This window comes from Pseudomonas alloputida, from assembly GCF_021283545.2.
Lineage (GTDB): Bacteria > Pseudomonadota > Gammaproteobacteria > Pseudomonadales > Pseudomonadaceae > Aquipseudomonas > Aquipseudomonas alloputida.
The window spans coordinates 1,015,396-1,035,694 of sequence record NZ_CP128540.1; the positions used below are offsets into that span (position 1 = coordinate 1,015,396).

Consider the following 20,299-nt stretch of genomic DNA (forward strand, 5'->3'; position numbering starts at 1 on the left):
ATGCTCGGACTCCACCCCGTGCCGGATATACCCCAGGAAAGAGGGCTCCATGATCCGCAGCAAACTGCCGAATGTCGGCACGACCATCTTCACCACCATGTCCCAGCTCGCCGTGCAGACTGGCGCACTCAACCTGTCCCAGGGCTTTCCTGACTTCAATGGCCCGCAGGCCCTGCTCGATGCAGTGGGCCGGCACGTGGCTGCCGGGCATAACCAGTATTCGCCCATGACCGGCCTGCCGGCCCTGCGCCAGCAGGTGGCGGCCAAGGTCGAGCGGCTGTATGGGGCCAGGGTGGATGCCGATCAGGAAGTGACTATCACCCCCGGCGCCACCGAGGCTATTTTCTGTGCCATCCAGGCGGTGGTGCATGCCGGTGATGAAGTGATCGTCTTCGACCCCTGCTACGACAGTTACGAGCCGTCCGTGGAGCTGGCCGGGGGCCGCTGTGTACACGTGCAGTTGAGCGACGGCGACTTCCGTATCGACTGGCAGAAATTCAGCGATGCCTTGAGCCCGCGCACGCGCATGGTCATCCTCAACTCGCCACACAACCCCAGCGGCGCGCTGATCACCCGCGAAGACCTCGACCAGTTGGCCGCACTTATTGCCGACCGCGATATCTACCTGGTCAGCGATGAAGTGTACGAGCACCTGGTCTACGACGGCGTACGCCACGCCAGTGTGCTGGCCCATGAGCAGTTGTACTCACGTGCCTTCGTGGTCAGTTCCTTCGGCAAGACGTACCACGTTACCGGCTGGAAGACCGGTTACGTGATCGCGCCGCCTGCCTTGAGCGCCGAGCTGCGCAAAGTGCACCAGTACGTCAACTTCTGTGGCGTGACGCCGCTGCAGTGTGCCTTGGCCGACTTCATGGCCGGGCACCCCGAGCATATTGATGAGTTGCCGGCCTTTTACCAGGCCAAGCGCGACCTGTTCTGCGGTTTGCTGGACGGCTCGCGTTTCAACTTTACCCGCACGACGGGCACTTATTTCCAGCTGGTGGACTATTCGCAAATCCGCCCGGACCTGAACGATGTCGACATGTCGCTGTGGCTGACGCGTGAGCACGGCGTTGCGACCATCCCGGTATCGGTGTTCTACCAGCAACCCATCCCCGAGCAACGCCTGGTACGCCTGTGCTTTGCCAAACGAGAGGAGACGCTGCGTCAGGCAGCGGAACGACTATGCGCGATCTGAGTACACTGCCGAACCTGAAAGTCGCCCTGGTGCAAACCACCTTGGCCTGGCACGACCGCGAGGCCAACTACGCGCACTTCGAGGTGCTGCTGGAGCAGGTGGGCGAGGTCGACCTGGTGATCCTGCCGGAAATGTTTACCACCGGTTTTTCGATGCAATCGGAAAGCCTGTGCGAACCGGAGAACGGTCCGACCTACAAATGGCTGAAGGCACAGGCCAGGAAGCACAATGCGGTGATTACCGGCAGTGTGATCATCCAGGCCGCCGATGGCAGCCACCGCAACCGCCTGTTGTGGGCGCGGCCGGACGGCGAGATTCTGCACTACGACAAGCGCCACCTGTTCCGCATGGCCGGTGAGCACAAACATTACACCCCAGGCGAGCGGCAGGTGCAGTTCGAGCTCAAGGGCTGGCGGATTCGCCCGCTGATCTGCTACGACCTGCGCTTCCCGGTTTGGAGCCGTGACGCCCAGGACACTGACCTGCTGCTGTACACCGCCAACTGGCCGGCCGCGCGTCGCCAGCACTGGAACCGCCTGCTACCGGCGCGGGGGATCGAGAACCTGTGCTATGTGGCGGCGGTGAACCGGGTGGGCACGGACGGTAAAGGCTTTGCTTACTCTGGTGACAGCCAGGTGCTGGATTTCCAGGGCGAGAGCCTGCTCAGTGCCGGGGAGGCGGACGGGGTGTTCACTGCAGTACTGAGCGCGGCGGAACTGGCGGCGTACCGGGCCAAGTTCCCGGCCAATCTGGATGCCGATACCTTCGAGCTGCACTGACAGCAGGCCCGGCTTCTTCGCGGGCTTGCCCGCGAAAGGGCCGGCCCTGCCAGCCAATTTCCACCGGCCGTTCACCGTTGCCGCCGCCACCGTATTCGCGGGTAAACCCGCTCCTACACACCGATCAATACACATCTCGCCGATATCGCCCATCCTCGATCAACTGCTGTACAGCAGCTTCACCCAGCATGCCGTTGAGAGCCGCATCCACCCCCGCTGCCATGCCTTGGAGGCTGCCGCAGACATACACGCAAGCCCCGTCGGCCACCCAGCGCTTGAAGTCCTCGGCCTGCTCCAGCATCACGTCCTGCACATACACCTTCCCGGCCTGATCGCGCGAGAACGCCAGGTCCAACCGTGCCAGGTCGCCGTTGTCCAGCCAAGCTTGCAGCTCATCGCCACACAGCAAGTCATGCGCCCGATTACGCTCACCGAACAGCAGCCAGTTGCGCTGCTCACCGGCATTGACCCGGGCGCGCAACAGGCTGCGAAGGCCCGCCAGGCCAGTGCCGTTGCCGATCAGGATCATCGGCGCAGCAGCCTCAGGCAGATGGAAGCCACTGTTACGCCGCAGGCGCAGGCTCAGGGTGCCATTCATTGGCAGGTATTCAGTCAGCCAGCCAGAGCCCAAGCCAAGGCTGCCGTCGGGGTGGCGTTCCTGGCGCACGATCAGCTCCAGCACACCATCGCTGGCGATCGAGGCGATGGAGTATTCGCGGCTGCCGATTGGCGCCAGTGCATCGACCAGCGCTTGTGGCTGCAAGCCGATCAGGTGGTCGCGGCGCGTCGGCAGTTGGCGGCCAGCGAGTGCCTGGGCAAGGGTTTCGCTCAGGCCATTCACCTGCACCTGGCTGCTGGCGTCCAGTGCCATGCCCTTGAGGAACGCGTCGATCCGTGGCTGCCCATTCAGCGGCAGTATTTCTACCAGATCGCCGGCTTCCCAGCTCGCAGGTTCTGCAGCCTGCAGGCCAAGCAGGTACACCGGTTGGCCTTGGCTGCCGGGGTTGAGCAGTTCGCGGCGCACCAGTGACCAGTTGGCAAAGGTTGGCGGCTGCCAGGCGGCCACTGGCTGGACACCGGTCAGTTGCGCCAGCTCCTGCTGCCATTGCTGCAGGGCGGCCTGGTCGGCGTTGTCCACTTCCACCGGGCTGAATGCACTGCTGGCACCGCGCTCTCCCAGCCATGCCTGAAGGCGACGAGCGAAACCGCAGAAGTGCGGGTACTGACGATCACCGAGGGCGAGCAGGGCATAGTTGAGGTTGTTGAGTGCCCAAGGCTGGCCGAGTACCTTGCGCTCGAAGGCGCGAGCGCTGTCGGGCGCTTCGCCGTCGCCGAAGGTACTCACCACGAAGAGCGCGCGATGGGCCTGGCGCAGGTCGTTTTCACCCAGCTCGGCAAGGGCGCGCACCTGAACGGGCAGGCCAGCTGCCTGCAGCTGCTCGGCGCTCTGCCAGGCCAACTGTTCGGCAAAGCCACTCTGGCTGGCAAAGCCGATCAGCCAGCCGTCGCCATTACCGCTGTTGGCGACGTTGCCACGGGCTGCGCGCACTTGACGTTTCTTGCGGCGGCGGTCGAGGTACAGCAGCCAGCCGGTGACGAAGAACAACGGCATGGTGAGACTGGCGATGGTGACGATGATGCGCCCCGGCAAGCCGAAGTATTCGCCGACGTGCAAGGCGTAAACACTCTGCAGTAGCTGCGCCTTGAAGGACTTGTCGGTGTAGCGGTCGTGCTTTTTAACCTGGCCAGTGGCCGGGTCCAGCACCAGGTTATTGAAGGCACGCGGGTGCGCAGCGTTGTCGAGCAGGTAGAACAGGTTGGCCGGCTGACCACCAGCGGGCGGCAGGCGCAGGTTGTAGGTGGACAGGCCTGGGCCCGCGGCGTCCTTGAGGTTGGCCCAGATGGCGTCGTAGTCCACCACCAGCGGCGGCGCATTCCTGTCGACGTTCTGCGGCCCGTGCCGGCCACGGCCTTCACCCCGTTTTTGCTGCTGGCCCGCAGCCGGCGCGTCGGCCAGCAGCTTGTTCAGGCCTTCGCGGTACCACTCATAGGACCAGAACAGCCCGGTCAGGGCGAACAGAAGATAGAACAGCAGGCACCAGGTGCCGGCAACGGCGTGCAGGTCCCAGTTGAAGGCGCGGCCTTTCTTGGCCCAGTCGAAGGTCAGCCAGGTGCGCCAGTCCAGCGCTTTGCGCGGCCAGCGCAGGTACAGGCCGGACAGGCAGAAGAACACCAGCATCAGGGTGCAGGCTCCGGTGATTTGCCGGCCAGTATCGCCCATGGCGAGGAAACGGTGCAGCTTGAGCATGAGGTTGAAGAAGCCTTGCCCGGCCGCTTCACCTTTGAGTTCGCCCGTGTACGGGTCGGCATAGCGCAGCTCGCCACGGCGTTCGCCCGGGGCGGGCATGAAGAAGACCCGTGCAGCGTTGCCTTCGCGGACATCGACCCACAGCATCGACACCTTGTCCTGTTGCTGGGCTTCGACCCGCTTAACCAGCTCGGCCGGCGGCAGCACGCCTTCGGCGCGTACTTCCACCTTGAGTACATCGGCATTGAATGCGCGCAGCAGCTCTTCCTGGAACGAGTACAGCGCCCCGGTAATGCCCATCAAGGCCAGCACCAGGCCAGCGGTGATGCCAAAGAACCAGTGCAATTGGAACAGCGTCTTCTTCACCACGTTTCTCACCTTGAGTTGCTGCCGCGACCCGCGCGGCGTGCATTATGCCTTGATACACAAAAGCCCCGCTCACGGGAATGAACGGGGCCGGGAGGGCTGCTTTTCGTGTTGTCTGTGCGGGCCTCTTCGCGGCTAAAGCCGCTCCTGCACCGGCAACGCAGGAGCGGCTTCAGCCGCGAAAGGGCCGGCACAGGCGCAGCCCTTCAACAGATCAACCCAACCCTGACATCAGAAGTGCACGCTGGTGGTCAACAGTGCCGTGCGCCCGGCCGCCTGGTTGGCGAAGTGGGTAGAGAAGGCCTTGTCGTAGTACACCTCGTTGGTCAGGTTCTGCACGTTCAGTTGCAGGTCGACGTTCTTGGTCAGCTTGTAGGCGGCCATGGCGTCGTAGCGTACGTAGCTGTCGACCATGGTGGTGTTGGCCACGCTGCCGTACACGTCATCCACGTAGAACGCACCACCGCCCACGGTCAGCTTTGGCGTGATCGAGTAGGTGGTCCACAGGCTGGCGCTGTTGTTCGGCGTGTTCGGCAGCTGATTGCCGTCGTTGGCCTTGCCCAGCGGGCCGCCGTCGATCTGGCGAGCCTGCATGTAGGTGTAGCCGGCAAACACCTGCCACTTGTCGGTGAGCTTGCCGCTGGCGGACAGCTCGATACCCTGCACGCGGGTTTCGCCGACGTTCTCGTAGGTAGTGGTGTCCACCTGGACGCGGGCGTTTTCCTTCTCGGTGCGGAACAGCGCAGCGGTCAGCGACAGGCGCTGGTCGAGCAGGTCCCATTTGGTGCCGATTTCGTAGTTGGTGGTTTCTTCCGGCTCCATGTCGCTGGCCAGCAGGTTGCCGTTACGGTCCGGGGTGCCACCCAGCGGGTTGCCTTCGGTACCTTCGCCGAGCATGGCGCCTGGTGGCGTTGCGGAGGTGGCATAGGAGACGTAGATGCTGCCGTTTTCGGCCGGCTTCCACACCAGGCCCAGTTGGCCGGTGACGAACTCGCTGACATCTTTGCCTTTGGCGGTGGTGGTGCCAGCGGCGTTGTAGGTCTTGTAGTCGGTGTCAAAGTGGTCGTAGCGCAGGCCCATGTTGACCAGCCACTCCGGGGTAAGCTCCAGGGTGTCGAACACGTAGATTGCACGGGTCTTGCTGTTGGTGGTGGTGCCGGCATAGTTGCGCGAGATGGCACCGTTCCACGGATCATCCGGGTTCGGGTTGCTCAGCGAAGTGCAGTTATAGCCACTGGTGGCGCCGATCATGCCTGGGGTGCAGTTGCTGTTGGCAGACCCGCCTGGCACGGTGTCGGTGTCGACGGTGTAGCTTGAGCGCTCGCTCTCTTCACGGCTCAGTTCGATACCGGTCGAGAAGCTGTTTTTCATGCCGCCAACGTAAAACTCGCCGAACAGATCGGTCTGGTTGGTGGTAGTGGCGGTGTTGCCGACACGGGTGTTGGCGCGGCGCCAGACACTGCCGTTGTTGACGTTGCCCTTGCTGTCGTCGGGCTGGGTCAGGATGTAGTCCTGCATGCTGTTGCCGTGACGCAGGGTGTTCTTGATGGTCAGCGAGTCGGTCAGGTCGTGCTCGACGGCGAAGGTTGCGATATCCACTCGGGTCTTGCGGAAGTCGCGGCCGGTCAGGCCGTAGAAGTTGTCACTGTCGCCGCCATCATTCGGCTTGCTCGGGTGTGCCGAGGTGCGCCCGGCGCTGCCGTTGGTCGGGATGGTGTAAGGGATGCCCGAATCCGGCAGGTCGTCGCTTTCCAGGTGGTAGTAGTCAAGGTTGACGCGGGTCGGCGTGCCCAGGCCAAAGGCCAGCGACGGGGCGATACCCCAGCGGTCGTAGTTGACCTTGTCGCGGCCGGCGACGTTGCTTTCGTGGGTCATCAGGTTCAGGCGACCGGCAACGGTATCGCTGAACTGGTAGTTGCCATCGAAGGTGTAGCGCTGGGTCTGGTCGCTGCCCCAGGTCCAGGCGCCGTCCAGCGAGTTGCCCAGATGCGCGCGCTTGCTTACCAGGTTGATGGTACCGCCGGCCGCGCCGCGGCCACCGATGGCCGAGTTCGGCCCCTTGGCCACTTCAACAGATTCGATGGCGAAGATTTCGCGGGTTTGGGCGCCAGTGTCACGCACGCCGTCCAGGTAAGTATCGCCCTGGGCGTCGAAGCCGCGGATGAACGGGCGGTCACCTTGCGGGTTGCCGCCTTCGCCAGCGCCGAAAGTAATGCCGGGCACGGTGCGCAGGGCATCCTGCAGGGTCAGGGCGTTGGTGTCCTTGATCACTTGCTGCGGGATAACGGTTACCGAGCGCGGGGTGTCTACCAGCGGCGCGGTGTACTTCTGCGAGGCGGCCTTCTCCACCTTGTAATCGGTGCTGGCTTGTTCAGCCTTGCCGTTGACGCTGGTGGCATCGAGAGTGATGGCGCTGTTGGCGGCCGGATCGGCGGCATATACCGACGAGGCACTCAGGGCGACACCGATGGCAGACACGATCAGGCGTGGCGAACTCACAGCAGATGGTACGTACTGGCGCATTGCAAAGAACCTTCCCCAAGGTATTGAGGCGGTGGATCTTAATGTAAGCAATTTTGACTAACAATTGAGAGTCGTTACCATTCGTGAAGAATTTACAATCTTTACAATTTGTCTTTACGGTTTCATGCCGCTGAAACGTCTTAAGCGGCGAATGGGGCTTGTGTAGCGTAAAAGGGAATCAATATCATTGCGCCTTTACATTTCCTAACGGTGCTGTTGCCATGCTGCTTCACATTCCAGGCCTGTTCGACGCTGATGAACTGGCCCGTATCCGCGAGGCGCTGGAGCGGGCCGACTGGGCCGATGGCAAGGTTACGGCGGGTTATCAGTCGGCCAAGGCCAAGCACAACCTGCAGCTGCCGGAAGGCCATGCACTGGCCAAGGAAATCGGCACTGCGCTGATCGACCGCCTGTGGAAGACCCCGCGCTTCATGTCGGCAGCCTTGCCGCACAAGGTGTTCCCGCCGCTGATCAACTGCTACCGCGATGGCGGCAACTTTGGTTTCCACATCGACAATGCCCTGCGCCAGCCCAAGGGCAGCCCGGAGCGGGTGCGTACCGACCTGTCTTCCACGCTGTTCCTCAGCGACCCGGAAAGCTACGACGGCGGTGAGCTGGTGATCCAGGACACCTATGGCGTGCAGCAGATCAAGCTGGCCGCCGGTGACATGGTGCTGTACCCCGGCACAAGCCTGCACAAGGTCAACCCGGTGACCCGTGGCCAACGTTATGCCGCATTCTTCTGGACCCAGAGCCTGGTGCGCGATGACAGCCAGCGGGCGCTGCTGTTCGAGATGGACAACGCAATCCAGCAACTGACTGCCGATGTGCCGGACCATCCTTCGCTTTTGCAGCTGACGGGCACCTACCATAATTTGCTGCGCCGCTGGGCTGAGGTCTGAGCCGTGTCCTACCTGCTGCGACGTGAGGAAGTGGTGGATGTGGCCGGCTTGCAGGCCATGCTCGAGGAAACTCCCGGCAAGGCCGCCCAGGCGATTCTGGCGGCAGCGGGGCAGGGTGTGGTCGAGGCGCAGTTGCTGCTGGGGCAGATCCTGCTGGATGGGCGTGGCATCCAGCAGGATGCCACGGTTGCCCGGCGTTGGTTCGGTATCGCTGCACAGGGTGGCAGTGCCATGGCGCACAACATGCTCGGGCGTTGCCTGGAGCATGGCTGGGGTGGCGAGGTGAATTTGGTGCAGGCGGCCGTTCACTACGCCCGTGCGGCCGATTCTGGTTTGGACTGGGGCCTATATAACCTGGGCAACCTTCTGGCGACCGGGCGTGGGGTGCCGGCCAATCAGGTGCAGGCACTGATGTGCTACGAGAAGGCTGCGCAGCTGGGGCATGCCAAGTCGATGAACCTGTATGGGCGTTACCTGGAGCAGGGCATTGCCACGGCGCCCAGCCCGGCGCGGGCGGTGCGCTGGTATCGGCGTTCGGCCGAGGCGGGGGATTTTCGTGGGATGTTCAGCCTGGCGCTGGTGCTGGTCGAGCGTGGGCAGTTGGCCGAGGCAGGGCAGTGGCTGGAGCAGGCCCGGGTTGCGGGGAACATGAATTTCCTGCGTGCTGCGTTGGTAACCCTGCAGGACGCGGGGCCGGTGTTGATGGCCTTTGCGGCGCGGTATGCCGAGGAAATCGATCGGCGCGAAGAGGCCGGTACAGGAGAGCACACATGAAAACGGGGCCTTTCGGCCCCGTCGTGCATTACAGGTAGTAAGCCTTCAGCGGTGGGAAACCGTTGAATTCCACTGCGCTGTAGCTGGTGGTGTAGGCGCCGGTCGACAGCCAGTACAGGCGGTCACCGATGGCCAGGTTCAGCGGCAGCCCGTACTTGTAGTTCTCGTACATGATGTCGGCGCTGTCGCAGGTCGGGCCGGCGATGACCACTTCCTCGGCTTCGCCTTTCTTCTCGGTCCAGATCGGGAACTTGATGGCTTCGTCCATGGTTTCGATCAGGCCGGAGAACTTGCCCACGTCGGTGTAGATCCAGCGCTCGACGGCGGTACGCGACTTGCGTGCGACCAGCACCACTTCGCTGACCAGGATGCCGGCGTTGGCGATCAGCGAACGGCCGGGCTCGAGGATGATCTCCGGCAGTTCGTCACCGAAGTCTTCCTTGAGGAAGCGGATGATTTCTTCGGCGTAGGTTTCCAGGCTGTTGGTACGGGTGATGTAGTTGGCCGGGAAGCCACCACCCATGTTGATCAGCTTCAGTTCGATGCCGTCTTCTTCTTTCAGACGTTCGAAGATTACCTTGACCTTGGCGATGGCGGCGTCCCACACGCTGATGTCGCGTTGCTGCGAGCCCACGTGGAAGGAGATGCCGTATGGCACCAGGCCCAGGTCGCGGGCGAGGATCAGCAGGTCCATGGCCATGTCGGTCTGGCAGCCGAACTTGCGGGACAGTGGCCAGTCGGCAGTGGTGGAGCCTTCAGTCAGAATACGCACATACACTTTCGAGCCCGGTGCGGCCTTGGCGATGTTGCGCAGGTCGGCTTCCGAGTCGGTGGCGTACAGGCGCACGCCCTTCTCATAGAAGTAGCGGATGTCCTTGGACTTCTTGATGGTGTTGCCGTAGCTGATGCGGTCGGCGCTGACACCGCGGCCCATCACTTTGTCCAGCTCGTAGATCGAGGCGATGTCGAAGCTCGAACCTTTCTCTTTGAGCAGGTCGATGATTTCAACGGCCGGGTTGGCCTTGACCGCGTAGTAGACCTTGGCGAATTCGAAACCGGCGCGCAGGTCGTCGTACGCCTGGCTGATCATCTGGGTGTCGATGAGTACGAACGGGGTTTCCTGCTTGTCAGCGAACGCCTTCATTTTCTGGAAGGTTTCACGCGCGAAATAGTCTTCGACCTGGATCGACATGCTCAGGGACTCCATGGGCAAACTGAAAGATTAAGTGGCTGCAAACTGAACGTCCTCCGTATCCCCACTTTGGTTCGCCTACTCAGTACTTGAGCCGGATGGATCGTTTCCAGCATGGACGTTCGGCGCGCACTTTAGGGCGTGAAGAATGCAGAATCAACAGGCAATCCGGGCGTGATCGACGTGGATCGACGACCAGCCATTTGAATAACCGACTCGTGTGACCGGCTGATGTTCCCTGCGATCTTTCAAGCGTAAAAAATTGTGGAATGGAGCGTGTTGGGCCCTTCGCGGGCAAGCCCGCTTCTACAGGGGATACCCGTTCATTGTGGGAGCGGGCTTGCCCGCGAAAGGGCCGGAGGTGTTCATATTTATGGCCACATTTTCCTGGTACCCCCGTACAGGAAATCGCCCATAAATTTTTTGTTACCGACTGGCGGATTTGCTGCTTTTGATGAGAAACATTACTATTCGCACCCTTATCTGCCTCCCTGATGACCCCCGACCGTGTCCGGACACAAAGGCTTCCTCGACCACTACCATGAGCTGATCGGCACCTGGACGCGCAAGCTGCGCAGTCGTCAGCAGGCCGAGGACCTCACCCACGATGCCTTTGTCCGGGTACTGGAAACCCCGCGCGAGCAGGTTGAGCAGCCACGCGCCTACCTGCATCAGGCTGCGCGCAATATCGCTGTGGATGGCTTCCGTCGCGAAGACCGGCGCCAGGCCCTGGAGCGGGAAGCCTTCGAAGAAGGCGCAACCGGCAGTGGCGACCCGGAAGCCTACGTGCATGCCCTGGAGCTGGCCGACAGCGTTGAGCGGGCCCTGGCCGAGCTGCCTCTCAACTGCCGGCAGGTGTTCATCTGGCAGAAGCTCGAAGGCCTGACCCAGGCCGAGATTGCCGAGCGCATGGGGTTGAGCAAGAACATGGTCGAAAAGTATATGATCCGCACGCTTCGGCACCTGCGTGAGCACCTGGATGTGTCGGCATGAAGAGTCAGGAGGCCTTTTCGATGAAACAGCACGGTACCGATGCCGTCCGCGAGCAGGCGGCCGCATGGTTCGCCCGCGTGCAGGACGCACCTCGGGATGCCGGGCTGCACAAGCAGTTGCATGCCTGGCTGGCGAGCGACGAGCACCACCGGGAAGAATATGAGCATCTCTGCCGCGTGTGGCAGGCCGCCGACTTCATTCCACGCCAGCACCTGGAGGCGCTGTGCCGGCCAGACCCGGTGCAGCAACTGCCACGACGGCGTTTCATGCGCCAGGCGTTGGCCGCCAGTGTCGCGGTAGTGGCGCTGGGCCTGGGCTGGAGCGGCTGGCACCACCTGCAACTGAACCATCAGGGCAGCCTGCAGACGGCCTTCAATGAGCGCCGTCAGGTCGAACTGCCGGATGGCTCGCATCTGGAGCTCAATGGCAACACGCAGTTGCAGGTCGAGTTCAGCGCCGGCCAGCGGCACGTGCGCCTGAACGCTGGTGAAGTGATGTTCAGCGTCGCCCATGACAGTAACCGGCCGTTTGTGGTCGACACTGCCCAGGGCAGTGTGATCGTCACAGGTACCCGCTTTGACGTCCGCCTGGACCCAGCCAGCACCCGTGTGGCGGTGGAACAGGGGTCGGTGCGGGTGCAGGGCAAGGGCGACTCGCCGGCGCAACTGACGGCCGGGCAGGGGTCGCATATAGATGCACAGGGCCTGGTCGCCGCACCCTATGCGGTCAACACCGGCGCCATTACCGCATGGCGACAGGGCAAGCTGGTGTTCGACAACGCAACCCTCGCCGAAGTAGTGGCCGAAACCTCGCGCTACCGTCGCCAGCCATTGCGGGTCGCCCCTGGGAAAGTCGCGCGGCTGCGCCTGTCCGGCACCTTCAGTACCAACGATACAGACGCTCTGCTGCGGGCCTTGCCGAGCATCCTCCCGGTGGCCATCAAAGCCCATGAAGACGGCTCCAGCGAAATAATCGCCAAATAGATTCAGGTTTTTTTTCACTCGTTCGTCTTCCTCGCCAGCTGCAACTGCCAAGCATTTCCATTTGCACGCGGTTGGCGTTTATTCCGCATTCCAGGATGTTTCGACGACGTGAACAACAACAAACCCTTCCCACGCTTTCGCGCCCTGGCGCTGGCCCTGGCGGTCAGCACCGTGGCCGTTGACAGCCAGGCCGCAGAGGCCGGCAATACCCTCCAGATCCAGGCCCAGCCGTTGGATTCGGCGCTGAACCAGCTCGGCCAGCAGACCAGCCTGCAGCTGTTTTTCAGTCCCGAGCTGGTCGCCGGCAAACAGGCCCCGGCGGTATCGGGCAACCTCGCGCCGGTGCAGGCGCTGCAACAGCTGTTGCAAGGCAGCGGGCTCACCTTCGAGATGACCGGGGACACCGTTGTGGTGAAGCCTCTGCCGACTACCCTTGACCTGGGCAGCGGCAGCCTGGAGCTGGCACCCACCGACATCAAGGTGGTCGGTGACTGGCTGGGTGATGCCCAGCAGAGCGTGGTACAGAACCACCCTGGGGCACGCACTGTGGTACGCCGCGAGGCAATGGTGGAGAAGGGCGCAATGAACGTGCGCGACGTGCTGCGCGGCATCCCCGGCGTGCAAGTGCAGGACTCCAACGGGACCGGTGGCAGCGACCTGTCGCTGAACGTGGGCGTACGCGGCCTTACTTCGCGCCTGTCGCCGCGCTCCACGGTACTGATCGATGGCATCCCGGCCGCCTTCGCGCCGTATGGCCAGCCACAGCTGTCGATGGCACCGATTTCTTCTGGCAACCTCGACAGCATCGACGTCGTGCGCGGTGCCGGCTCGGTGCGCTATGGCCCGCAGAACGTGGGCGGCGTGATCAACTTTGTAACCCGGGCGATTCCGGAAAAGGCCTCGGCAGAGCTGTCCACCACCCTGGAGACCTCTCAGCACGGTGGCTGGAAACACACCGAGTCAGCCTTCGTCGGTGGCACGGCCGACAATGGCATGGGCGTGGCGCTGTTGTACACCGGGGTAAATGGCAACGGTTACCGTGAAAGCAACAACGGCAACGACATCGACGACGTTATCCTCAAGACGCATTGGGCGCCAACCGATGTCGATGAGTTCTGGCTCAACTTCCATTATTACGATGGCCGTGCCGACATGCCGGGTGGCTTGACCCAGGCCCAATACGACAGCAACCCGTACCAGTCGCTGCGCGATTACGACTACTTCGCGGGCCGGCGCAAGGATGTGTCGTTCAAATGGCAGCGGCAGCTCGACGATGCCACCCAGTTCGAAGTGCTGACCTACTACACCGACAGCTTCCGCGGCAGCACAATAGCCTCGCGGGACATGAAGACGTTGTCGTCGTACCCGCGCAACTACCACACCTTCGCCATTGAACCCCGTGTGTCGCGCATCTTCTTTGCCGGCCCAACCACCCAGGAAGTCAGTGTCGGTTACCGTTACCTGAAGGAAGCGATGCGCGAACAGTCGACTCGCCTGGCGCTGATCGACAACGTGCCGACGGTGACCCCGACTTCCGACGGCCACGTGTTCCAGGACCGCAGCGGTGGCACCGAGGCCAGCGCCTACTACATCGACGACAAGATCGACGTGGGCAACTGGACCATCACCCCTGGCGTGCGCTTCGAGCACATCAATACCGACTGGCGCGACCGCCCGGTGCTGGACGCCAACAACCGCCCGGTAGCCGAGAAGAAGCGCAGCATCACCAGCAACGAGCCTTTGCCGGCACTGAGCGTGATGTACCACGTTTCCGATGCCTGGAAGGTATTCGCCAACTACGAGACGTCGTTCGGTAGCCTGCAGTACTTCCAGCTGGGCCAGGGCGGTTCTGGCAACAGTACGGCCAATGGCCTGGAGCCGGAAAAAGCCAAGACCTACGAAATCGGTACCCGTTATGACAATGGCGGCTTTGCCGGTGAGCTGACGGCGTTCTACATCGACTTCGATGATGAGCTGCAGTACATCAGCAACGACGTGGGCTGGACCAACCTCGGTGCGACCAAGCACCAGGGTATCGAGGCTTCGGTGCGTTATGACCTGGCCGGGCTGGACCCGCGCCTGGACGGGCTGTCGGTGAGCGGTGGCTACACCTATACCCGCGCGACCTATGAAGGGGATATTCCAGGGTTCAAGGGCCGAGACCTGCCGTTCTATTCACGCCAGGTGGCCACTGCCGGGGTGCGTTACGCAGTTAACCGCTGGACCTGGAACCTGGACGCCTATGCCCAATCGAAGCAGCGTGCGCCGGGAACCGGGATCAATGCCGATGGCAGTTTCAATGGCGACTACATCACCGAGCCGAGTGCTGACGGGCAGTATGGCGATATTCCAGGCTACGTGACCTGGCATGCCCGTGGCGGTTATGAGTTCGGGCCGGACATGTCCAACCTGAAGCTGGCGGCGGGGGTGAAGAACCTGTTCGACAAGCAGTACTTCACCCGCTCCAGTGACAACAATGCCGGCCTTTACGTGGGGGAGCCGCGGACCTTCTACGTGCAGGCCAGTGTTGGGTTTTGATCCGAGACTGTCGGGGCCGCTTTGCGGCCCTTCGCTCGCTCTTGTAGGAGCGGGTTTACCCGCGAAGGGGCGCAAAGCGCCCCCGGCGATTACGAAACCACCGCCTCGGCCGGCGAAACGATACTGCTCTTCGCCCCCCGCGATCTCCCCGAGCTCAGGTACGCGGCAATCGACTCCTGCGTCACCTCGCCCAGGAACACCTGCTCGGCATCCAACACTGGCAACCACGCGCGGTTGAACTCGTACATGCGCGACAACAGGATGCGCAAATGCTCATCGTGCGACGCGGTGGCATTGAACGGCCGCAGGAAATCGCCACACGTCCCTTGCTGGCGGTGCATGTCGCGCCGGCGCACATAGCCCAGCGCCTTGTTCTGCGCATCGGTCACCACCACGTAGCGGCGGTCGTGCTCATCGAGCAGCTCCAGCGCGTCGCCCACCGGTGTTTCCGGGCTCACCGACGGCGCGTTGTCCGCTGCATCCTCGGCACGCACCAGCAACAGGCGTTTGAGGGTGCTGTCCTGGCCCACAAAGTTGCTGACGAAATCATCCGCCGGGTGCGCCAACAGGGTATCCGGGTGATCCAGCTGCAACAGCTTGCCGGCACGGAAAATGGCAATCTTGTCGCCCAGTTTGATCGCTTCGTCGATGTCGTGGCTGACCATGATTACCGTCTTGTTCAGCGCCCGCTGCATTTCGAAGAACTCGTTCTGGATCATCTCGCGGTTGATCGGGTCGACCGCGCCGAACGGCTCGTCCATCAACAGCACGGGTGCATCTGCTGCCAGGGCGCGAATCACGCCGATACGCTGTTGCTGGCCGCCAGACAGCTCGCGTGGGTAGCGTTGCAGGTACTGCTTGGGTTCGAGCTTGATCATGTGCATCAGCTCGCGAGCCCGCTCGTGGCATTTCTGTTTGTCCCAGCCAAGCAGGCGCGGGACCACGGTAATGTTCTCCTCGATGGTCATGTTGGGGAACAGACCGATCTGCTGAATCACATAGCCGATGTGCCGGCGCAGGGTAACTTCGTCCAGCCCGGTGGTGTCTTCGCCATTGATGAACACCTGGCCCGAGGTGGGCGTGATCAGGCGGTTGATCATTTTCAGCGTGGTGCTCTTGCCGCAGCCCGACGGGCCGAGGAACACGCAGATTTCCCCTTCATTGACGGTGAGGCTTACCGAGTCGACGGCTTTGACGTCCTTGCCGTTGACGTTGAAGGTTTTGCTGAGGTTCTTCAGTTCGATCATGAGCGCAGTCCTTCTGGAGTCAGGGCACGTTGCAGGGTTTGCAGCAGCAGGTCGGCGATGATCGCCAGCAGGCTGACCAGTACGGCGCCGACCAGCAGCATCGACATGTCGCTGCGGCTGATGGAGGTAAGGATCAGCACGCCGAGGCCGCCGGCGCCGATGGTGGCGGCAATGGTCATGACGCCGATGTTCATCACCACGGCGGTGCGCACGCCGGCGAGGATTACCGGTACGGCGATGGGCAGCTCGACCATGCGCAGGCGCTGGCCGAAGGTCATGCCAATGCCACGCGCGGCTTCACGGATACCGGGCTCGACATTGGTCAGGGCCAGGTAGGTGTTGCGCAGGATGGGCAGCAGCGAATAAAGAAACACGGCAGTGATCGCCGGCAAGGGGCCCAGCCCTTGGCCGAACTTGGAGTAGAACGGCAGCAGAAGGCCGAACAACGCAATCGATGGGATGGTCAGCAGCACTGTGGCGCTGGCCTGCAGCGGGCCGGCCACTGCCGGGAAGCGGGTCATCAGGATGCCCAGCGGCACGCCAACGAGGATCGCCAGGCCGACGGCGATGCCGACCAGCATGATGTGCTGCCAGGTCAGTTGCAGCACCTGGGCCCAGTCGAGGTGGGCGAACGTGTCGAGCAGGCTCATGGCTGTACCTCCTTGAGGGGATGCTCTCGCAGGAATGCGGCGGCCACTGCGGTCGGGTTCTGGTGGTCTACGTCAACCTTGGCATTGAGCTGGCGCATGGTCTCGTCATCGAGCTGCTCGGCCAGTGGCTTGAGCAGGGCGACCAGTTGCGGGTTGGCGTCGAGCACGGCCTTGCGCACCACCGGGGCGGCGGTGTAGTCGGGGAAGTAGTGCTTGTCGTCTTCGAGCAGCTTGAGGTTGAACGCGCTCAGGCGACCGTCGGTGGTGTAGACCAGGCCTGCGAACACCTGGTTGTTGTGCATGGCCGTGTAGACCAGGCCCGCGTCCATCTGGCGGATGTTGGCGCGGCCGACCTGCAGGTCGTACATTTCCTTGAGCCCGACCAGGCCGTCGGGGCGGTTGGCGAACTCGGTGTCCAGAGCCACCAGGTGATTACGCTTGCGCTCGTCGCGCAGCACCTGGTTGAGGTCGCTGATCGAGTTGATCTGCGGGTAGGCCTCGGCGACCTGCTTCGGCAAGCCGAGGGCATAGGTGTTGCTGAATTTCGACGGGGTCAGCCAGATCAGGTCTTTTTTGGCATCCAGCTCCTTGACCTTGGCGTAAGTGGCCTCGGCGCTGGGCATACGCTCATCGATGTGGTTGTAGGACACCAGCGACACCCCGGTGTATTCCCACATCAGGTCGAGCTGGCCGGTTTCCTGGGCCTGACGTGCGAGGCTGCTGCCAAGCCCGCCGATGACACGCACATCGAAGCCATTGGCGCGCAGGTACTGCGCGGTGATTTCGGCGAGCACGGTCTGTTCGGTGAACACCCGCGCGCCGATGCGGATCAGCGGTTTTTCCGCTGCCTGGGCAAATCCTGCGAACAGCAGGGCCGCGCCCAGCAGCAAGGCGATTCTCTTCTTCATGCGTTTCCTATCCTTATTGGGCCAGGCCACGTTCCAGCCAGCGCCTGCTGGAGAAACTCACCGCCGCGTCCAGTACCAGTGCCAGTAGCGCGGTGCAGGCGGCCCCCAGCAGCAGCTGCGGCTGGTTGTTCAGGGCGATGCCGGGGAAGATCAGGCTGCCCAGGCTGTTGGCACCGATCAGGAACGCCAGCGGTGCGGTGCCCACGTTCAGCGCCAGGGCCACACGTACGCCGCCGACGATGATCGGCACGGCGTTGGGCAGTTCCACTTGCCAGAGTTGCTGGCGCGGGGTCATGCCAATGCCGGTAGCGGCTTCCTTGAGCGATGCGGGGACGTTTTTCAGGCCTTCGTAGGTGTTGCGCACGATGGGCAGGAGGGACGCGAGGAACAGTGCGAAGATCGCAGGCCCGGCGCCGATGCCCAGGATACTCAGGGCGATGGCCAGAACGGCCAGAGGGGGGATGGTGTTGCCAACGTTGAAGAACTGCATGAAGCGCTCGGCTTTGTCGACCCGGTGCGGTCGACTTAACGCAATGCCGGCGGGGATGCCCACGGCCAGCGCCGCCGCCATCGAAGCCAGCACCAATACCAGGTGCGCTTGCAGGTAGAACCCAAGATCGTCGCGATAACGCGCGATCGTGTCGATGCCGATCCAGTGGACCAGCAGGGCCAGGATGACGAGCACGGCGGCCCATCCCAACAGCCCCTTTCCGTAGCGTTTAGCCACAGGTGGACTCCTTGTGTAGTCGGCGAGCACACTTCTTGGTTGCCGGCCAGTCCTGGCGGCGGGTGGTGTGTTCGCGAGTAGCAGCGTGATGCAAACCGAGGGCTGCGATCAGGCCATGAGCCGAACCCCGTCGGGCCCGAAAATGCTGATGAAACCAGTCCCCAACCGAAGCGGGTTGCAGGGGAGTGGACGTCTCCGTGGGCGTAAAGGTTCCCATCTGAGGCGGCATTTGGCCAGTGTTAATCGCTGGGTTGCGGGTTTTTGGGCGAGAAAAACAGCGACTTGATGTGCTGCAGGCGTTGAAATAACTGCGTTTTGGTTATTTGTCGTGATAAAGCGATTGCCTGTTGGGTTTGTTTTGTTTGTGCCGGCCTCTTCGCGGGTAAACTCGCTCCTACGAAGACTGCACCGCATCCGAACCCTGTGTCGTACCTGTAGGCGCGGGTTTACCCGCGAAGGGGCCGGCACAGGCGCCATTCATTCGGCAGATTTTGGTCCAGGCCCAACTTCAGGTATGATACTGCCCCTTTCAAATCCCCCAGTCAGGCGATTTCCCATGACCAACCAGGCCGCCGAAGTCGCGAAGCGCCGCACTTTCGCAATCATTTCCCACCCCGACGCCGGTAAGACCACCATCACCGAGAAGCTGCTGCTGATGGGCAAGGCCATTGCCGTCGCCGGTACCGTGAAGTCGCGCAAGTCCGACCGCCACGCCACCTCCGACTGGATGGAAATGGAGAAGCAGCGCGGCATCTCCATCACCACCTCGGTGATGCAGTTCCCGTACCGCGAGCACATGATCAACCTGCTCGACACCCCCGGCCACGAAGACTTCTCGGAAGACACCTACCGCACCCTGACCGCGGTGGACTCGGCGCTGATGGTGCTCGACGGCGGTAAAGGTGTAGAGCCGCGTACCATCGCCCTGATGGACGTGTGCCGCCTGCGCGACACGCCCATCGTCAGCTTCATCAACAAACTCGACCGAGACATCCGCGACCCGATCGAACTGCTCGACGAGATCGAAGCCGTTTTGAAGATCAAGGCCGCGCCAATCACCTGGCCGATCGGTTGCTACCGCGACTTCAAGGGCGTGTACCACCTGACCGGTGACTACATCGTGGTGTACACCCCGGGCCACGGCCACGAGCGCACCGAAGCCAAGATCATCCAGAAGCTGGACTCGGACGAAGCCCGCGCGCACCTGGGCGACCAGTACGATTCGTTCGTCGAGCAACTGGAGCTGGTGCAGGGCGCTTGCCACGAGTTCAACCAGGAAGAGTTCATCAACGGTCAGCTGACCCCTGTGTTCTTCGGTACTGCACTGGGCAACTTCGGTGTCGACCACGTGCTCGACGCCGTGGTCGACTGGGCGCCGCGTCCGCTTGGCCGTGTGGCCCACGAGCGCACCGTGGAGCCTGTGGAAGAGAAGTTCACAGGCTTCGTGTTCAAGATCCAGGCGAACATGGACCCGAAACACCGTGACCGTATCGCCTTCATGCGCATCTGCTCGGGCAAGTACGAGAAAGGCATGAAAATGCGCCACGTGCGCCTGAACAAAGACCTGCGTATCGGCGATGCGCTGACGTTCTTCTCCTCCGAGCGTGAGCAGCTGGAAGAAGCCTTTGCCGGTGACATCATCGGCCTGCACAACCACGGCACCATCCAGATCGGCGACACCTTCACCGAAGGCGAAGCGCTGGGCTTCACCGGTATCCCGCACTTCGCGCCGGAGCTGTTCCGCCGCGTACGCCTGAAAGACCCGCTGAAATCCAAGCAACTGCGTCAAGGCCTGCAGCAGCTGGCCGAAGAAGGTGCTACTCAGGTGTTCTTCCCTGAGCGCAGCAACGACATCATCCTGGGTGCGGTCGGTGTGCTGCAGTTTGACGTGGTCGCCAGCCGCTTGAAGGAAGAGTACAAGGTGGAGTGTGCCTACGAGCCTATCACCGTCTGGTCGGCGCGCTGGATCAGTTGCGATGACAAGAAGAAGCTCGAGGAATTCCAGACCAAGGCCATGGAAAACTTGGCCATCGACGGCGGCGGTCACCTGACCTACCTGGCGCCGACCCGGGTCAACCTGGCGCTGATGGAAGAGCGCTGGCCGGACATCAAGTTCCGCGCTACCCGCGAGCACCATTAAGGCCTGAAATCGGGGCTGCTTTGCAGCCCTTCGCGGGCACGCCCGCTCCCACAGGAATCACCAGACCTGGA

At 62.4% G+C, this 20,299-nt stretch carries 15 protein-coding genes; 8 read left to right on the forward strand and 7 right to left on the reverse strand.

The genetic code is table 11. The features are described from left to right. Positions 1-49: 49 nt before the first annotated feature. Both LU682_RS04610 and LU682_RS04615 read left to right on the forward strand, forming a co-directional pair. Positions 50-1,198 (forward strand): pyridoxal phosphate-dependent aminotransferase, encoded by a 1,149-nt coding sequence (locus tag LU682_RS04610; protein WP_003248511.1) that lies wholly within the window; start codon positions 50-52, stop codon positions 1,196-1,198. Beyond that, positions 1,186-1,977 carry an amidohydrolase gene (locus LU682_RS04615; protein WP_010952072.1) on the forward strand — a complete coding sequence of 264 codons (792 nt, stop codon included), beginning with the start codon at positions 1,186-1,188 and terminating at the stop codon, positions 1,975-1,977. The genes LU682_RS04610 and LU682_RS04615 overlap by 13 nt, the downstream gene beginning before the upstream one ends. A gap of 124 nt (positions 1,978-2,101) precedes the next feature. Here LU682_RS04615 and LU682_RS04620 read toward each other — a convergent pair whose 3' ends face one another. Both LU682_RS04620 and LU682_RS04625 read right to left on the reverse strand, forming a co-directional pair. Beyond that, a complete protein-coding gene (locus LU682_RS04620) occupies positions 2,102-4,654 on the reverse strand; it encodes a PepSY domain-containing protein (protein WP_049586426.1) in 2,553 nt (850 codons plus the stop codon). Positions 4,655-4,882: 228 nt separating this feature from the next. Beyond that, on the reverse strand, positions 4,883-7,174 hold the full coding sequence (locus LU682_RS04625; protein WP_014589763.1) for a TonB-dependent receptor: 2,292 nt from the start codon (positions 7,172-7,174) through the stop codon (positions 4,883-4,885). Between the two features lie 221 nt (positions 7,175-7,395). Here LU682_RS04625 and LU682_RS04630 point away from each other — a divergent pair, with 221 nt between their 5' ends. Together LU682_RS04630 and LU682_RS04635 are read left to right on the forward strand one after the other, a co-directional pair. Further along, positions 7,396-8,076: a Fe2+-dependent dioxygenase gene (locus LU682_RS04630; protein WP_003248502.1), complete on the forward strand. Its 681-nt coding sequence runs from the start codon at positions 7,396-7,398 to the stop codon at positions 8,074-8,076. A 3-nt stretch (positions 8,077-8,079) separates the two neighbouring features. Beyond that, complete coding sequence (locus tag LU682_RS04635; protein WP_010952075.1) at positions 8,080-8,850, forward strand: tetratricopeptide repeat protein; 771 nt, start codon at positions 8,080-8,082, stop codon at positions 8,848-8,850. A gap of 28 nt (positions 8,851-8,878) precedes the next feature. Here LU682_RS04635 and LU682_RS04640 read toward each other — a convergent pair whose 3' ends face one another. After that, positions 8,879-10,042 (reverse strand): type III PLP-dependent enzyme, encoded by a 1,164-nt coding sequence (locus LU682_RS04640; RefSeq protein WP_003248498.1) that lies wholly within the window; start codon positions 10,040-10,042, stop codon positions 8,879-8,881. 507 nt (positions 10,043-10,549) lie between these two features. On the opposite strand from LU682_RS04640, the gene LU682_RS04645 reads away from it, so the two are divergent. The 3 genes from LU682_RS04645 (at position 10,550) to LU682_RS04655 (ending at position 14,556) form a co-directional block, all read left to right on the forward strand. Beyond that, positions 10,550-11,035 carry an RNA polymerase sigma factor gene (locus tag LU682_RS04645; RefSeq protein ID WP_003248496.1) on the forward strand — a complete coding sequence of 162 codons (486 nt, stop codon included), beginning with the start codon at positions 10,550-10,552 and terminating at the stop codon, positions 11,033-11,035. A gap of 20 nt (positions 11,036-11,055) precedes the next feature. Then, positions 11,056-12,018 carry a FecR family protein gene (locus tag LU682_RS04650; protein WP_049586482.1) on the forward strand — a complete coding sequence of 321 codons (963 nt, stop codon included), beginning with the start codon at positions 11,056-11,058 and terminating at the stop codon, positions 12,016-12,018. Between the two features lie 108 nt (positions 12,019-12,126). Continuing rightward, positions 12,127-14,556: a TonB-dependent siderophore receptor gene (locus tag LU682_RS04655; protein WP_010952078.1), complete on the forward strand. Its 2,430-nt coding sequence runs from the start codon at positions 12,127-12,129 to the stop codon at positions 14,554-14,556. 89 nt (positions 14,557-14,645) lie between these two features. Here the strand turns inward: LU682_RS04655 and LU682_RS04660 are convergent, their stop codons facing one another. The 4 genes from LU682_RS04660 to LU682_RS04675 are packed head-to-tail and all read right to left on the reverse strand — an operon-like array spanning position 14,646 to position 18,088. Continuing rightward, on the reverse strand, positions 14,646-15,803 hold the full coding sequence (locus tag LU682_RS04660; protein ID WP_010952079.1) for an osmoprotectant ABC transporter ATP-binding protein OsmV: 1,158 nt from the start codon (positions 15,801-15,803) through the stop codon (positions 14,646-14,648). Continuing rightward, positions 15,800-16,453 (reverse strand): ABC transporter permease, encoded by a 654-nt coding sequence (locus LU682_RS04665; protein WP_010952080.1) that lies wholly within the window; start codon positions 16,451-16,453, stop codon positions 15,800-15,802. Before LU682_RS04665 ends, LU682_RS04660 begins: the two co-directional genes overlap by 4 nt. Then, the gene (locus tag LU682_RS04670; protein WP_049586430.1) at positions 16,450-17,361 is read right to left on the reverse strand and encodes a glycine betaine ABC transporter substrate-binding protein; all 912 of its coding nucleotides are present in this window, start codon (positions 17,359-17,361) and stop codon (positions 16,450-16,452) included. Before LU682_RS04670 ends, LU682_RS04665 begins: the two co-directional genes overlap by 4 nt. A gap of 13 nt (positions 17,362-17,374) precedes the next feature. Continuing rightward, positions 17,375-18,088, reverse strand: a complete 714-nt coding sequence (locus tag LU682_RS04675; protein ID WP_003248483.1) for an ABC transporter permease — start codon at positions 18,086-18,088, stop codon at positions 17,375-17,377. 556 nt (positions 18,089-18,644) lie between these two features. Here LU682_RS04675 and LU682_RS04680 point away from each other — a divergent pair. Further along, the gene (locus LU682_RS04680) at positions 18,645-20,228 is read left to right on the forward strand and encodes a peptide chain release factor 3 (protein ID WP_003248481.1); all 1,584 of its coding nucleotides are present in this window, start codon (positions 18,645-18,647) and stop codon (positions 20,226-20,228) included. Positions 20,229-20,299 lie beyond the last annotated feature (71 nt).

Excerpts from the sequence above, each read along its gene's own strand:
- LU682_RS04610 (WP_003248511.1), top strand. The coding sequence starts at position 50 with ATGATCCGCAGCAAACTGCCGAATGTCGGCACGACCATCTTCACCACC.
- LU682_RS04615 (WP_010952072.1), top strand. The coding sequence starts at position 1,186 with ATGCGCGATCTGAGTACACTGCCGAACCTGAAAGTCGCCCTGGTGCAA.
- LU682_RS04625 (WP_014589763.1), bottom strand. The coding sequence starts at position 7,174 with ATGCGCCAGTACGTACCATCTGCTGTGAGTTCGCCACGCCTGATCGTG.
- LU682_RS04630 (WP_003248502.1), top strand. The coding sequence starts at position 7,396 with ATGCTGCTTCACATTCCAGGCCTGTTCGACGCTGATGAACTGGCCCGT.
- LU682_RS04640 (WP_003248498.1), bottom strand. The coding sequence starts at position 10,042 with ATGTCGATCCAGGTCGAAGACTATTTCGCGCGTGAAACCTTCCAGAAA.
- LU682_RS04650 (WP_049586482.1), top strand. The coding sequence starts at position 11,056 with ATGAAACAGCACGGTACCGATGCCGTCCGCGAGCAGGCGGCCGCATGG.
- LU682_RS04660 (WP_010952079.1), bottom strand. The coding sequence starts at position 15,803 with ATGATCGAACTGAAGAACCTCAGCAAAACCTTCAACGTCAACGGCAAG.
- LU682_RS04665 (WP_010952080.1), bottom strand. The coding sequence starts at position 16,453 with ATGAGCCTGCTCGACACGTTCGCCCACCTCGACTGGGCCCAGGTGCTG.
- LU682_RS04670 (WP_049586430.1), bottom strand. The coding sequence starts at position 17,361 with ATGAAGAAGAGAATCGCCTTGCTGCTGGGCGCGGCCCTGCTGTTCGCA.
- LU682_RS04680 (WP_003248481.1), top strand. The coding sequence starts at position 18,645 with ATGACCAACCAGGCCGCCGAAGTCGCGAAGCGCCGCACTTTCGCAATC.